This is a genomic window from Acetobacter sp. DsW_54, from assembly GCF_002153575.1.
Lineage (GTDB): Bacteria > Pseudomonadota > Alphaproteobacteria > Acetobacterales > Acetobacteraceae > Acetobacter > Acetobacter fabarum.
Map to the genome: position 1 here is coordinate 155,231 of NZ_JOPD01000002.1, position 14,514 is coordinate 169,744.

General features: G+C 60.0%; 10 protein-coding genes. 7 read left to right on the forward strand and 3 right to left on the reverse strand.

Annotated elements, in window-relative coordinates:
* The first annotated feature begins 20 nt into the window (after positions 1 to 20).
* Complete coding sequence (locus tag HK20_RS01285) at positions 21 to 2,216, forward strand: ComEC/Rec2 family competence protein (protein WP_086645284.1); 2,196 nt, start codon at positions 21 to 23, stop codon at positions 2,214 to 2,216.
* 44 nt (positions 2,217 to 2,260) lie between these two features.
* Here the strand turns inward: HK20_RS01285 and HK20_RS01290 are convergent, their stop codons facing one another.
* Positions 2,261 to 2,599: a carboxymuconolactone decarboxylase family protein gene (locus tag HK20_RS01290; RefSeq protein WP_086645285.1), complete on the reverse strand. Its 339-nt coding sequence runs from the start codon at positions 2,597 to 2,599 to the stop codon at positions 2,261 to 2,263.
* A gap of 15 nt (positions 2,600 to 2,614) precedes the next feature.
* On the opposite strand from HK20_RS01290, the gene zapE reads away from it, so the two are divergent.
* The 5 genes from zapE (at position 2,615) to HK20_RS01315 (ending at position 11,253) form a co-directional block, all read left to right on the forward strand.
* Positions 2,615 to 3,952, forward strand: coding sequence for a cell division protein ZapE (zapE, locus tag HK20_RS01295; protein WP_086645388.1), 1,338 nt, complete (start codon positions 2,615 to 2,617; stop codon positions 3,950 to 3,952).
* A gap of 204 nt (positions 3,953 to 4,156) precedes the next feature.
* Complete coding sequence (locus tag HK20_RS01300; protein WP_086645286.1) at positions 4,157 to 7,024, forward strand: 2-oxoglutarate dehydrogenase E1 component; 2,868 nt, start codon at positions 4,157 to 4,159, stop codon at positions 7,022 to 7,024.
* Positions 7,025 to 7,133: 109 nt separating this feature from the next.
* Complete coding sequence (gene odhB / locus HK20_RS01305; protein ID WP_086645287.1) at positions 7,134 to 8,357, forward strand: 2-oxoglutarate dehydrogenase complex dihydrolipoyllysine-residue succinyltransferase; 1,224 nt, start codon at positions 7,134 to 7,136, stop codon at positions 8,355 to 8,357.
* Between the two features lie 89 nt (positions 8,358 to 8,446).
* Positions 8,447 to 10,165, forward strand: coding sequence for a dihydrolipoyl dehydrogenase (gene lpdA / locus HK20_RS01310; RefSeq protein ID WP_086645288.1), 1,719 nt, complete (start codon positions 8,447 to 8,449; stop codon positions 10,163 to 10,165).
* 68 nt (positions 10,166 to 10,233) lie between these two features.
* Positions 10,234 to 11,253 carry a L,D-transpeptidase gene (locus HK20_RS01315; protein ID WP_233129029.1) on the forward strand — a complete coding sequence of 340 codons (1,020 nt, stop codon included), beginning with the start codon at positions 10,234 to 10,236 and terminating at the stop codon, positions 11,251 to 11,253.
* A 181-nt stretch (positions 11,254 to 11,434) separates the two neighbouring features.
* On the opposite strand, the gene HK20_RS01320 is transcribed toward HK20_RS01315, so the two are convergent.
* The gene (locus tag HK20_RS01320) at positions 11,435 to 11,830 is read right to left on the reverse strand and encodes a DUF3597 domain-containing protein (protein WP_086645389.1); all 396 of its coding nucleotides are present in this window, start codon (positions 11,828 to 11,830) and stop codon (positions 11,435 to 11,437) included.
* A gap of 351 nt (positions 11,831 to 12,181) precedes the next feature.
* Positions 12,182 to 13,471 carry an adenosylhomocysteinase gene (gene ahcY, locus HK20_RS01325; RefSeq protein ID WP_086645390.1) on the reverse strand — a complete coding sequence of 430 codons (1,290 nt, stop codon included), beginning with the start codon at positions 13,469 to 13,471 and terminating at the stop codon, positions 12,182 to 12,184.
* Between the two features lie 183 nt (positions 13,472 to 13,654).
* Here ahcY and HK20_RS01330 point away from each other — a divergent pair, with 183 nt between their 5' ends.
* On the forward strand, positions 13,655 to 14,359 hold the full coding sequence (locus HK20_RS01330) for a 1-acyl-sn-glycerol-3-phosphate acyltransferase (protein WP_086645289.1): 705 nt from the start codon (positions 13,655 to 13,657) through the stop codon (positions 14,357 to 14,359).
* Positions 14,360 to 14,514 lie beyond the last annotated feature (155 nt).

Below are 14,514 nucleotides of genomic sequence, written 5' to 3' on the forward strand. Positions count from 1 at the left end.
GCGCAGGCGCAGGGAGCCATATGCTGAACCCGATGTCTGTCATGGTGTTGCTGGATGCGGAGTTCAGGCGGTTGGTGCTGTGGGTTCCGGTCCTGCTGGCGCTGGGGGCGCTCGCCTATTTTTTATGGCCGTATGAGCCGGGGCTGCTCGGTGGCGTGGGCGTACCCGCAGGGGTAGTGGGCCTGTGCCTTGGGGCCTGTTTTTACTGGCGGCAGAGCCTTGTGGCGCGGCTGGCTGGTGGGGCTGGCATGGCGTTGGCTGTGGGGTTTGGTGCAGCATGGTGCGCAGCACACCGCCAGCCGCCCATGCCTGAACTGCCCCGCCGGGGTACCGAAATTTCCGGCATTGTGCGCGATGTTGCCTTTTTTCCCGCGCCCACAGGGCAGGGGGAGCCGGTACGGCGCGTGACCCTTGCGCAGGTGGTTCTGCATGATTTTGTAGATGATGGCATGGCCCCCCTGCGCCGCACTCTGGCTATACGGCTGGTGCAAAACGATTCGGCCCTGCTCGCGCCGGGGGATGGCGTGCGGGTGCGGACTATGCTGCAACCCCCGCCTTTTCCCGCCTTGCCCGGTGGGCGGGACAGGCAGTTCGAGGCATGGTTTTCCGGGCAGGCAGGAAGTGGTTATGCGCTGGAGCCCGTGCAGGTGGAGCCGGGGGCACAGGGCAGGGTATCGGGCTTCTGGCAGGGGGTGGCTACCGTGCGCGGGCGGGTTAACGCGCGTGTGCGGGCTGTTCTGCCCGGCCCTTCCGGGGCTGTTGTCGCCACCTTGCTGGATGGCAGGGCAGAGGCCGTTCCGCAGGATGTGCGGGAAGACTTTGCCGCCTCCGGGCTTGCGCATCTGCTGGCGGTAGCGGGCTTGCACCTTGGCCTTGTTATGGGGGCGGCCATGCTGGTTTGCCGCATGGCGCTGGCCGCGTGGGAATATGCCGCCCTGCGGTGGCCCTGCAAGGCGCTTTCCGCCTTTGTGGCATGGGGTGTGGGCGGGGGGTATGTGCTGCTTACTGGCGCGCACCTGCCCGCCGTGCGGAGCTGGCTTATGGCCAGTGTTGTGGTGCTGGGGCTTATGGTGGGGCGCAGGGCCGTGTCCATGCGGGGGTTGGCGCTGGCGGCAACCCTTATGCTGCTGGTGGCACCGCAGGTTGTGCTGGATGTGGCTTTTCAAATGTCCATGGCCGCGGTTATGGCGCTTGTGGCAGGGTATGAGCTCCTGCAACCCCGCCTGACCCGCGGCCTGTCCGGGCTTACGGGAGCCAGACACGGGCTGGCCCGGCATGGTGTTATGCTGGTGCTGACCAGCCTTTTGGCTGGCACGGCCACCTTGCCGGTGGTGATGGCCCATTTTGGGGTGGTGCAGCCGTTTTTTGTGCTGGCCAACCTGCTGGCCGTGCCGCTTATGGGCGTTTGGGTTATGCCGCTGGGGCTGGCGGCGCTGGTGGCCATGCCCCTGCATGCAGAGGCTCCTTTTTTATACCTGATGGATGCCGGTGTGCGTGTTGTGCTGTGGCTGGCGCGGAGTGTGGCAGCTTGGCCGGGTGCGAGCATGGAGGTGCCCGCCATGCCCGGCTGGGGGCTTGCCGGTGTGCTTCTGGGCCTGTGCTGGCTGTGTTTGTGGCGGTGGCGGCTGCGGTGGTGGGGCATGCCTGTTGTACTGTGTGCCACCCTGAGCCCATGGCTGGTGAGCCGGCCGGACCTCCTGATCAGCCCGGATGGGCAGTTAATGGGGGTGCGCGATCACACGGCCATACTGGTTATGGGCCATGCGCGGGATGAGCGGGCCATAAAGGCTGCCTGGGCACAGGCACTGGCCATACCTGTAACCGGTTTTTCCACCACGGCGGAGCAGGCGGTCGAAACACCCGATGGCAGCCTGATCTGCGGGGAGGGCGATGCCGGGGGCACCTGCACCCTGCTCCGCAATAAGCACGAAGTGGTGCTGCGTGTGCATGATCCCTCGGACGGGCGCAGCCTGCTCCCCCCAGACCTGTGCGCGCAGGCTGATCTGGTGGTGAGCGTGGCCCCCTTAAGGGAATCATGCCCCGATGTTGCAGTCCGGCTGGATCGTTTTTCTGCCTGGCGCGTGGGAGCACAGGCGGTTTTTCTGGCTTCGGGCGTGCGGGTGGTCAGTGACCGGCAAACACGGGGGGAGCGGCTGTGGGTGCTTAAGCCCGGCGGCCACGGTATGCCCACCCTACCTCTGGCTCAGGCGGAATAAGGTGTGTGCTGGCGTGGCACCCACGCCTGTTTATGGGGCGTTGGTCAGCTTTCCGTGCTGTCAAACGCTTCCATCACCCGGCTGGAATAGACAAGGGCGGCCCCTGCGTTCAGTGCCACGGCCACGCCAAGGGCTTCGGCTATTTCCTCCTTGCTGGCGCCTACCTTGCGGGCGGCAGCGGAGTGTACGGCAATACAGCCATCACACCGTGTGGTTACGGCTACGGCCAGCGCAATCAGCTCGCGCGTTTTAGCGTCCAGATGCTTCAGTTCAGGCAGAGGTGTTTCCAGCGTTTGCAACCCTTTGAGTGTGTTTGGGGTTAGCTGTGCCAGTGCCTTGACGTTTTTTTGCATATTGGCGCGATAAGCATTCCAGTCGGTCATGACATGGACTCCGATATGGGTATGTTGGACCTTCCAACAGCACCAGAGCCCTTCGGCCTTGTCACGACACGGTTAGGAGAGGTGTTGATACTTGCGGAAAGAGCCTTCAAGCCGTTATCGGGCAGACTTATGACAGACATGAACACGAGCGGGGCCTCCGCTGCGACCGCACAGGGGCCTCTGGCAGTTTACCGGCAGCGCATTGCGACCGGGGACATCAAGAGCGATCCGGATCAGGCCCGTGTGGTCGAACGTCTGGACCAGTTGTGGCGCGAACTTGCCACCATGCCCGCGCGCGCGCCGCAGGCGGCCAGCCCCGCCAGCAAAGGCAGGGGCTTTTTGGCAGGACTTGCCAAAAAGCTGATGAGCCAGCCCGCACAGCCCACGCAGGACCGCCCGCGCGGGCTTTATATTGTGGGGCGGGTCGGCCGGGGCAAAACCATGGTCATGGATCTGTTTTTTGGCTGTGCGCCTGTCCGGCTCAAGGAGCGCATCCATTTTCTGCGCTTCATGCAGGACGTGCACCAGAAGCTGCATGCCCTCAAGGCCGCCAACCCCGGTATGGCCGACCCCATTCCCCCGCTGGCCAAAGCCATTGCAGCCCGTGTGCAGCTTTTGTGCTTTGACGAGTTTCAGGTGAACGACATTGCCGATGCCATGATTCTGGGCCGCCTGTTCGAGGCCCTGTTTGCAGATGGCGTGGTGATTGTGGCCACCTCCAACACCGAGCCTTCCCAGTTGTTCCAGAACAGGCCGGGGGCGGATGCCTTTAAGCCGTTCATTGCCATTATCCGGCGTGAGCTGGATACGATCGAGCTGGATTCGCCACGGGATTACCGGCGCGGGCGCGAGCAGGACCGGCAGACATGGCTGGTCCCGGCCGATGCGCAGGCCCACGCCACGCTGGACCGTATTTTTGCCCATCAGGCCGGTGGTGCCAGCCCCCAGCCGGTCACGTTGGAGTTTATTGGCCGCAGTTTTGAGGTGGAGCAGGCGGCAGGGCCGGTGTGCCGGTTCGATTTCAACTCTTTGTGTGGAAAACCGCTGGGGCCGAACGATTATCTGGCACTGGCAAGGCGTTTTCCCGTTGTCGTGATCGACAACATTCCCTGCATGGGACAGGACGAGGCCAATCTGGCGCGGCGCTTCATTACCCTCATAGATGCCTTGTACGACAACGGAAACCTGCTGTTTGCCTCGGCTGCGGCCGCACCTGACAAACTGTTTACCGAGGGCGAAGGATCGGACGCATTTGCCCGTACAGCCTCCCGTCTGGCGGAAATGGGCAGTGAAAGCTGGCTTGAGCATGGTGCACAGGCAGCACAGGCGGCGCACAGCCTCGCTAGAGCGTGACAGGCGGTGCCCTTGTTCCGCTCCCATGGCCGGTCTAGCTCTTGAGACAGAAAGAGCCGGGGGCTGTGTGCTTCTGGCAAGGGATATCAAGGGCACTCTGCCGTATGGGTGGGGTGAAGGAAAAGATGGTCCGGCTTACGTTGGAGTGTGACACAACATCTGGTCTGCGGCGCGTGATCACCCCGCGACAGGGAGGAATGTGAGATGGCGGTATCGGATATGCTGGCAACCGCTCTGAACGGTGCCAATATCGCGTACCTTGCGGATTTGTATGCCCAGTGGGCAAAGGATCCAAAAAGTGTAGATCCCTCCTTCGATATTCTCTTCAGCTCGCTGGGGGATGACGAGGCGGCCGTGCTGCATGATGCGCTTGGCGCATCCTGGGCACCGCGCCCGTCCATTATTACGGGGGAAGAGCCGCCACCACCTGCCAAGGGTGGCCCGGCTGGCGGTCTGGCCGCGCAGGATAGTCTGGCTATTGCCCGGCTGGTCCGCGCCTACCGCGAATTTGGTCATCTGGAAGCAACGCTTGACCCGCTCGGGCTCAAGGTTCCCACCCAGCGTGAGGAACTGAACCCCCAGACCTACGGCTTTGGCCCCAAGGATCTGGAGCGTGAGGTTTTTATTGGCTCCCTGCTGGAGCCTCTGCTCAAGGGGCGCAACACAGCCAAGGTCAAGGACGTTATTGCGGCCCTGCGCACGGTATACTGTGGCAATATTGGTGCGGAATACCTGTATGCCCGGAATACCGAGCAGCGCGAATGGTTCCGCAACCGGCTGGAAAGCGATAACTGGCAGCAGAATGTCAGCGTGGCCGAACGTAAGAGCATTCTTAAAAATCTGGCTGAAGCAGAAGGGTTCGAAGCCTTCTGCCAGAAGCGCTACGTGGGTGCGAAGCGCTTTGGGCTGGAAGGGGGGGAAATCTCCATTCCCGCACTGCACGCCATTGTGGACCAGTCCGCAGTGCAGGGTGTTGGCTCGGTCACCATCGGCATGGCCCATCGTGGCCGCCTGAACACGCTGGTCAATGTAGTGCGCAAGCCTTACGTGGCCATTTTTAACGAATTTGCCGGTGGCTCCTTCAAGCCCGACAATGTGGAAGGCTCGGGGGACGTCAAGTACCATCTGGGGTCTTCGGCGGATGTGGAAGTGAGCGGGCGCTCGGTCCATATTTCGCTCCTGCCCAACCCTTCGCATCTTGAGGCCGTGGATTCCGTTGTGCTGGGCAAGGTGCGCGCAACGCAGGATGATGCGGGCGATACGCAAAACCGCACTGGCAGCATGGGCATTATCATTCATGGTGATGCGGCATTTGCCGGGCAGGGTATTGTTTACGAAACCTTTGCCATGTCCCAGCTCCCCGGCTACCGCACGGGTGGGACCATCCATATGGTGGTCAACAACCAGATCGGCTTTACCACCAACCCCGAATGCGGGCATTCCGGTGTGTATGGCACTGACCTTGCCAAATCCATTGAGGCACCTGTCCTGCATGTGAATGGGGATGATGCCGAGGCCGTTATCTACGCCTCACGCCTTGCCGCGGATTATCGCCTCAGATTTGCCAGCGACATTGTGCTCGACATTGTCTGCTACCGCCGCCATGGCCACAACGAAACGGACGAGCCGGTCTTTACCCAGCCCGTCATGTACAAGGCCATTGCCAGCCACGAAACGCCGCACACCCTGTATGCCCGCCGTGTTGTGGAAGCAGGGGTCATGACCGAGGCCGAAGCGCAGGCCCAGTGGGATGCGTTCCAGGACCGGTTGGAAGCGGATTACAAGGCTGCTGAGTCCTACAAGGTTAACAAGGCAGACTGGCTGGAAGGCGGCTGGAAGGGGCTAACCGCACCGGGGCAGAAGCCCGAACAGGCATGGCCCGATACGGGTGTGGCTCTGGATGCGCTGCAAAAAATTGGGGCGGCCATTACCAAGGTGCCCGAAGGGTTCAACCTCAATTCCAAAATTGCGCGCCAGCTCAAGGCCAAGGCGGCCATGTTCAGCTCGGGCGAAGGGTTCGACTGGGCAACGGGTGAGGCCATGGGCTTTGGCTCGCTCCTGCTGGAAGGCCACCGTGTACGCCTGTCTGGCGAGGACTGCCAGCGCGGGACCTTCAGCCAGCGCCATGCAACATGGACCGATCAGGTCAACCAGACCCCCTGCACACCGCTGAACCATATTCAGGCGGATCAGGCCAAAATCGAAATCTGGAACTCGCTGCTGTCCGAATACGGCGTGCTGGGTTTTGAATACGGTTACTCCGTACGCAACCCGCAGACGCTGGTTCTGTGGGAAGCCCAGTTCGGGGACTTCGCCAACTGTGCACAGGTCATTATTGACCAGTTTATCGCATCGGGTGAGACCAAGTGGCTGCGCATGTCCGGTCTGGTGCTGCTTCTGCCCCACGGGTACGAAGGGCAGGGGCCGGAACACTCCTCCGCGCGTCTGGAGCGTTATCTCCAGCTTTGCGCGGAAGATAACATGTTTGTCTGCAACATCACCACGCCTGCAAACTACTTCCACGCGCTGCGTCGCCAGCTCAAGCTGGATTACCGCAAGCCGCTGGTGCTGATGGAGCCCAAATCCCTCCTGCGCCACAAGCTCGCGGTTTCTGCTCTGGCCGATTTCGGGCCGGGGACGCGCTTCAGCCCCGTTCTGCCCGAGGTGGATGCTCTGGGGCCGGATGCCAAGGTCCGCCGCGTGGTGGTCTGCTCGGGCAAGGTTTATTACGACCTGCTTGCCGCCCGGCGCGAAAAGGACATCAAGGATGTCGCCATCGTGCGTGTGGAGCAACTCTACCCCTTCCCAGAAGCAGCACTCGCAGCCGAGCTCAAGCGTTATCCTGAGGCAGATATTGTCTGGTGTCAGGAAGAAACGGAAAATGGTGGCGCGTGGCACTTTGTGGACCGGCGGATTGAAAAAGCTCTGGTGCGTGCAGGCCACAAGGCGGGGCGCCCGCAGTATGTGGGGCGTGCTGCCGCAGCCAGCCCGGCAACGGGTCTTGCACGTATCCATGCCGCCGAGCAGGCGGACCTTGTGGACCGCGCACTTGGGTTGAAGGCGGCTCGCTGAGCAGGGTCTGGAATTTTAGAAAAATTGTCCGCCTTACGCGGAAGAAAAACCCTGTGTGGCAAAACCATTACCCCACACAGGGGCTTTCTTGAGAAGAATGGGGAACAGGATGTCAGTCGAGATCAAGGTGCCAACACTGGGCGAGAGCGTGACCACGGCAACCATTGCCAAATGGCTGAAGCAGCCGGGTGAGGCGGTCAAGGAAGACGAACCAGTCGTTGAACTTGAAACTGATAAGGTCAGTGTGGAAGTTGCCGCCCCGCAGGCTGGTGTGCTTGGCCCGCAGGCCGTCAAGGAAGGGGACGAGGTTGAAGTGGGTGCCCTGCTGGCAACCGTTGAACCCGGCAAGGCAGGGGCAGCCCCCGCAGCGCCCAAGGCTGTAGCCGCGGAAAAGAAGGTGGAAGCCCCTGCAACTCCCGCCCCCGCAGCACAGCCTGCGGCCGGGGCAGTTGATCCCGCAGCTGCTCTGCCTGCTGCACGCAAGATCATGGCCGAAAATGGCCTGAGTGCCGGGCAGGTTGGTCAGGGCACGGGCCTTGGCGGGCGGATTACCAAAGGCGATGTCCTGGGCTTTTTGTCCCAGCCGCAGGGGGCAGCCCCCGCCGCTGCACCCAAAGCCGCCCGCAAGGACGACCCGCGTGAAGAACGCGTAAAAATGACGCGCCTGCGCCGCACCATTGCCCGCCGCCTGAAGGAAGCGCAGAACACGGCGGCCATGCTGACCACGTTTAACGAAATCGACATGTCCGGTGCCATGGCGCTGCGTGCCGAATTCCAGGACAGCTTTGTTAAAAAGCATGGTGTGAAGCTGGGTTATATGTCCATCTTCTCCCGTGCTGTTATTGCGGCACTTAAGGAATTCCCGGCCATTAACGCCGAAATCGATGGTGAAGACGTAATTTACCGCGACTTCATCAACCTTGGTATTGCCGTGGGTGGCCCCAACGGTCTGGTGGTGCCGGTTATCCGCGATGCCGACAAAATGGGTTTTGCCCAGATTGAAAAAACCATTTCCGGGTTTGGCAAGGCCGCGCGGGAAGGCACACTCAAGCTGGACGAACTCTCCGGCGGTACCTTCTCCATCACCAATGGCGGCATTTACGGTTCGTTGCTGTCCACCCCGATCCTGAACTCCCCGCAGTCCGGTATTCTGGGCATGCATTCCATTCAGGAACGCCCGGTTGCCGTAAACGGTCAGGTGGTCATCCGCCCCATGATGTATGTGGCCCTGTCCTACGATCATCGCATTGTGGATGGTAAGGAGGCGGTCAGCTTCCTTGTCCGGCTCAAGCAGAATGTGGAAGACCCCCGCCGCCTGTTGATTGACGTCTGATCTGACACTGGCACAGGCCGGAGGCTGCCTTGGTGCTGCTCTCCGGCCTTTCCTTTTTTGCAGACCCTAACGTGAGCGAGACAATACCCATGCCGACCGAAATTAAAGTACCAACCCTTGGAGAAAGTGTGACCACCGCCACGGTAGGGAAGTGGCTGAAGCAGCCGGGCGAAGCGGTCAAGGAAGACGAACCGGTTGTGGAGCTGGAAACGGATAAGGTGAGCGTGGAAGTGCCTGCCCCCGCCGCCGGTCGGCTGGAAAACCACGCGGTCAAGGAAGGGGACGAGGTTGAAGTTGGCGCCGTGCTGGCTCTGCTGGAAGCCGGAGCCGCAGGCAAGGCCGCTGCCCCGGCGGCACAGGCTGCTCCCGCTCAGGCGGCACCTGCCCCCAAGGCAGAAGCACAGGCCGCTCCCCCGGCCGAGACGGATTATGACGTTGTGGTTATTGGTGCGGGCCCGGGTGGGTATGTTTGCGCCATTCGTGCAGCGCAGCTTGGCTTTAAGGTTGCCTGCGTGGAAAAACGCGCAACTCTTGGTGGCACCTGCCTTAATGTCGGCTGCATTCCTTCCAAGGCGCTACTTCAGTCTTCAGAAAACTATCATGCAGCAGGGCATGATTTTGCTGCCCATGGCGTGCTGATTGATAGCGTAAAGCTTGATCTGGCCAAAATGCAGGCCCGCAAGGCCGATATTGTTGGTGCCAACGTGAAAGGGGTTGAATTCCTTTTCAAGAAAAACGGCATCACCTGGCTTAAAGGCCACGGCAAGGTTGAAGGCACAGGCCGCCTGAGTGTGGACGGCAAGCCGGTAACCGCCAAGCACATCATTATTGCCAGCGGGAGCGACAGCGCAAACCTGCCGGGTATTGAGGTGGACGAAAAAGTTATTGTCACTTCCACAGGTGCGCTTGAACTGTCTGAAGTGCCCAAGCGTCTGGTGGTTATTGGTGGCGGCGTTATCGGGCTGGAACTGGGTAGCGTATGGCACCGCCTTGGTGCGGAAGTTACCGTGGTTGAGTTCCTCGACCGTCTGGTGCCCGGCACCGATAATGAAGTGGCGGCACAGTTCCAGAAACTGCTGACCAAGCAGGGCTTCAAAATGAAGCTGGGCCACAAGGTGACCAAGGCCGAAAAAACCAAAAAAGGCGTTGTGCTCAGCATCGAACCATCGGCTGGTGGCGCGGTGGAAACGCTGGAAGCCGATGTGGTTCTGGTTGCGGTTGGCCGTACGGCAGCCAGCAAGAACATGGGGCTGGAAGAAGCCGGTATTGCGCTGGACAAGCGCGGCCGTGTGGAAGTGGATGCCCATTACGCAACCAACGTGCCCGGCATTTACGCTATTGGGGACGTTATTGCGGGTCCCATGCTGGCCCACAAGGCGGAAGAGGAAGGTGTGGCGCTGGCCGAACTGCTGGCCGGGCAGGCCGGACACGTTAATTACGATGCCATTCCCGGCGTGATTTACACATGGCCCGAAGTTGCCTCCGTGGGCTTTACGGAAGAGCAGCTCAAGGACAAGGGTGTTGCTTACAAGACCGGCAAGTTCCCCTTCCTTGCCAATGGCCGCGCACGCGCACTGGGCATGACCGATGGCTTTGTGAAGGTGCTGGCCGACAAGCAGACAGACCGCGTGCTGGGTGTGCACATTATTGGCCCCGCAGCAGGTGAGCTGATTGCCGAAGCCACCATGGCGATCGAGTTTGGTGCCTCGGCGGAAGATATTGGCCGCGTCTGCCACGCGCACCCAACTCTGAGCGAAGCCGTAAAGGAAGCTGCTCTGGGCGCTGACAACCGCGCGATCAATATCTAAGAAAATTTTCTTCTTGTTAGGACTAATGCCATACTCTCTTCCGTAGTTGCATACGGAGGAGAGTATGTATGTGTGTGGCAGGGAAGCTGGCAGTCTGCTTGGCCGTGGCTGGCGGTTTTCTGGCCGGGGCGAATATGGTGTATGCCCAAGGTGCGGCATGGCAGAACACTGGCCATGCCGGTGCTGGCACACAGGCTGCTACACCCCCTGCGGGTGTGGATGACCGCGCACTTGACCCCGCCTTTGCAGGGGTGTCTGGCGGCATACACCCGTCTTCTTCCTTTACAGACGACTCTCCCCCCATTCTTGGGGAGGATGCCGCCCGGCAGGAAGCATGGGCGCTGACACTGGCGTTCAGGCGCGAGGTGCCTGTCGCTGTTTCTGTTTCCTCAGCTTATAAAGCGGCATGGGTGGCTCTGGCCCGCCAGCAACTGGAGCAGGCAGGCTATGTGCTGGATCGCCCGCAGGTGCTTGTGGTGGTGGACCGCAACCCCAAAGTGCAGCGCCTTTGCCTGATTCTGGCCATTCCCGGTAGCGCGGACTGGCAGGTTATTGGCAGTACCAAAGTCTCCACCGGCACAACCGGGCGGCAGTATTATTATATTACTCCTACCGGCGTTTTCCCCAATTCGGCAACCCGGCTTGGCTACCGGGCCTTGGGTACCAAGAACGAAAACGGCATTATGGGGAACGGCACCACGGGGATGCGCGTCTGGGATTTTGGTTGGCAATGGGCCGAAAAAGGCTGGCTACCAAGCCGGGACAAAGTGCAGATCCGGCTGGAAATGCACGCAACAGACCCGGTTTATCTGGAGCAGCGGCTGGGCCATACGGCGTCCGAGGGGTGCATCCGTATTCCGTCATCACTCAATGTGTTCATTGACCGCCACGGGCTGTTGGATACGGAGTATGAACAACGCGCCACCGTGGACCGCAGGTTTGCAGCCCTCTTACGCAAGGACAGGGTTGCTTCCCCCATAGCCGGACTGCTGGTTGTGGTGGTGGATACAGCAGGGCTGGCCATGCCCCCGGCCGCTGCGGCTTTTAAAAACGAGGCTGCCCCACACAGGCCCATTGTGCATGGATAAGGTTGGTCTTTACGCCTAGCTCTAGCTCTAGCTCTAGCTCTAGCTCTAGCTCTAGCTCTAGCTCTAGCTCTAGCTGCCGCTGAAGCGAGTTCCGGTGTGCGTAGTGCCGTAAAAGTGTAAAGCGCAAGCTGGGGGCTTGCGCTTTACTGTGTGCTCCGGTTCAGCCTGTGTAAGCTTTGGCTTACAGGCCTGCAGGCAGCGTGCCGCCATTCTGCGCCAGTTTCTGGCGAACTTCCTTGATCAGCCAGATATTCATGCTCGCGCTGTCTTCCGTGCTGCCGGTGTAGCCCAGTTCTGCCGCCAGCTTTTTGCGGGCATCCAGCGAGCTATCCAGCCCCAGCAGTTTAAGCAGGTCCACAATGGACTCTTTCCAGTTCAGGTTCTGCCCGTTCTGGGTGGCAAGGCTTGTCAGCACGGCATCAACATTAACGGGGGAGCCTGCCGGGGGCACCGTGCCAGGTGCCGCTGTGGCGGCGGCACTGGGCTGCGTGCCGGCATTGGCGGGGGATGTGGTGTCTGGCGTTGCAGCTTTGGCGTGATGAAAAATGGCAGATAAAATGGAACCAAAAATGCTCATGGGGGTAACCCTTTCATAAGATACAATGCGATCGTGTGAGGTAAGATAACCTGACAAATCTGGCAGGAAAGAGACAGTTTTGTGCAAGCGCATGGGCGTGGAGGCTAACGGTGGCATGTTCTGGCGTGCAGACACGGCAAAAAGCCGCAGCCCTATGCAGGCAAAGACCATGCCGGTGCTAACGCCCGGAGCCGGGGCCGGTTCGGGTTAAAAACCGCGACCAGTCAGGAATTTTTTGTAGGGGAGAGAGGGGGCTGGCCACGGCACGCGTGGTGCCGGCAGGGCCAAGGCCCGAAGAAGGGTAGGGGATACTCCATAAGGAATGCTCCCCCACCCTTCGTTCAAGATATTTTAGTAACGGTATTCTTCGTGCTTGAAGGGACCGTTAACCGGAACGTCAATGTACTTGGCCTGTGTTTCGCTCAGCTTGCTCAGCTGCGCGCCAACTTTGGCCAGATGCAGGGCTGCAACTTTTTCGTCCAGCTTTTTGGGCAGGGTGTAAACGGCAACGTCATACTTGCCTTCAGGTGCCGTCCACAGTTCGATCTGTGCCAGCGTCTGGTTGGTGAAGGAAGCAGACATCACAAAGGACGGGTGGCCGGTTGCGTTGCCCAGATTGACCAGACGGCCTTCGGACAGAACAATCAAGCGCTTGCCATCGGGGAACACCACTTCATCAACCTGCGGTTTGATGTTTTCCCACGTGAAGTTGCGCAGCCCGCCGATTTGGATTTCGGAGTCAAAGTGGCCGATGTTGCACACGATTGCGCGGTTTTTCATGGCGCGCATGTGGTCAACGGTAATGACGTCCACGTTGCCGGTTGCGGTTACAAAAATGTCCCCACGCGGTGCAGCGGCTTCCATGGTGACCACTTCGTAGCCTTCCATGGCGGCTTGCAGGGCGCAGATCGGGTCCACTTCCGTTACCAGCACGCGGCAGCCAGCATTACGCAGGGAGGCAGCGGAGCCTTTGCCCACGTCACCATAACCGGCAACAACGGCAACCTTGCCTGCCATCATGACGTCGGTACCACGGCGGATGGCGTCCACCAGGCTTTCACGGCAGCCATACAGGTTATCAAATTTGGATTTGGTAACGCTGTCGTTCACGTTGATGGCGGGAACCTTCAGCGTGCCTTTTTTCTGCATTTCCCACAGACGGTGCACACCCGTTGTGGTTTCTTCCGACAGGCCCTTAACCTTGGCCAGCAGTTCGGGGTACTGCTCGTGCATCATCACGGTCAGGTCACCGCCGTCATCGAGGATCATGTTCGGGGTCCAGCCATCGGGGCCCTGAATGGTCTGCTCGATACACCAGTTGAATTCGTCTTCTGTCAGGCCTTTCCATGCGAACACCGGAATGCCAGCAGCGGCAATGGCTGCGGCAGCGTGGTCCTGCGTGGAGAAAATGTTGCAAGAAGACCAGCGCACGGTTGCACCCAGAGCGACCAGCGTTTCAATCAGAACCGCGGTCTGGATGGTCATGTGCAGGCAGCCGGCAATACGCGCGCCCTTAAGGGGCTGGCTTGCGCCGTATTCTTCGCGCAGTGCCATCAGACCCGGCATTTCGCCTTCAGCAATGGAAATTTCCTTGCGACCCCAATCGGCCAGCGAGAGGTCCTTTACCTTATAGTCGCTCATATTATCCTGTCTTTCTATGCAAAGTGCTGCTTTGCTATACAGCCATAGACGGCCATAGGCCAGCCGGAACAGGTATGGCAGGTCTGGTTTTATGTGGTTTTGCTTGCCACAACGGCGGTTTTCTGGTGTCCAGCACTTGTTAATCAAAGACTAAATTATGCGGGTTGTAACGGGTTTGTTCTAATGGCTGTTGTGCGTTCCGTCGTGTTTAATATTGTGGCTTTTGTGCTGACCGGGGTCATGGGGGTTGGCGCATTGCCAATCCGCTGGTTTATGCCCGAGCATGCGCTGGCCTATGCCAAGTTGTGGTCGCGGCTGGTCCTGTGGCTGTTCCGTGCCATCTGCGGGGTGCAGGTGCGTGTGAGCGGGCTGGAACATCTGCCACAATCCGGCCCGGCCCTTATTGCCTCGCAGCATCAGTCTGCGTTCGATACGCTGGTATGGATGCTGCTTCTGCCACGGCCATGCTATGTCATGAAAGGTGAACTCACCCGTATTCCCCTGCTTGGCCCCATGCTGGTCCTTACGGGCATGATGCCGGTCGAGCGCGCAGCGGGGGCGCGTGCCCTGCGGCTGCTGTTGCAGGGCACGGACAAGGCAGTGGCCGATAACCGGCAGATTATTATTTTCCCTGAAGGAACGCGCACCATGCCGGGCGAGCACGTGGCGCTCAAGCCCGGGGTTGCCGCCATGTCCAGCCATACTGGGTTGCCGGTTATTCCTGTTGCCACCAATTCGGGCCTATTCTGGGGGCGTAATGCGTTTGTTAAACGCTCGGGTGTGCTGCATGTGTGCATTGGCCCCAGCATTGCCCCGACCAGAAGAGCGGTCCTGCTGGAAGAGATTGAAAAAAGCTGGCGCGCGCTTGAACCAGGCTGTGGTCTGTAGCTTCAGGCACAGCTTGGCGGCAGGGGATAAACCACCCGTCATTGTGGATAACTTTGTGGAGTATGATCCATGTCATAAAAGGGTCATACCAGTATTGCAGCCTGATTTACTGCATGCCCTTAAGTAAATCAGGCGAAGGTATTTTGTGCATGTTA

Excerpts from the sequence above, each read along its gene's own strand:
- zapE (WP_086645388.1), top strand. The coding sequence starts at position 2,615 with ATGGGTATGTTGGACCTTCCAACAGCACCAGAGCCCTTCGGCCTTGTC.
- HK20_RS01285 (WP_086645284.1), top strand. The coding sequence starts at position 21 with ATGCTGAACCCGATGTCTGTCATGGTGTTGCTGGATGCGGAGTTCAGG.
- HK20_RS01330 (WP_086645289.1), top strand. The coding sequence starts at position 13,655 with ATGGCTGTTGTGCGTTCCGTCGTGTTTAATATTGTGGCTTTTGTGCTG.
- odhB (WP_086645287.1), top strand. The coding sequence starts at position 7,134 with ATGTCAGTCGAGATCAAGGTGCCAACACTGGGCGAGAGCGTGACCACG.
- lpdA (WP_086645288.1), top strand. The coding sequence starts at position 8,447 with ATGCCGACCGAAATTAAAGTACCAACCCTTGGAGAAAGTGTGACCACC.
- HK20_RS01320 (WP_086645389.1), bottom strand. The coding sequence starts at position 11,830 with ATGAGCATTTTTGGTTCCATTTTATCTGCCATTTTTCATCACGCCAAA.
- HK20_RS01300 (WP_086645286.1), top strand. The coding sequence starts at position 4,157 with ATGGCGGTATCGGATATGCTGGCAACCGCTCTGAACGGTGCCAATATC.
- HK20_RS01290 (WP_086645285.1), bottom strand. The coding sequence starts at position 2,599 with ATGACCGACTGGAATGCTTATCGCGCCAATATGCAAAAAAACGTCAAG.
- ahcY (WP_086645390.1), bottom strand. The coding sequence starts at position 13,471 with ATGAGCGACTATAAGGTAAAGGACCTCTCGCTGGCCGATTGGGGTCGC.
- HK20_RS01315 (WP_233129029.1), top strand. The coding sequence starts at position 10,234 with ATGTGTGTGGCAGGGAAGCTGGCAGTCTGCTTGGCCGTGGCTGGCGGT.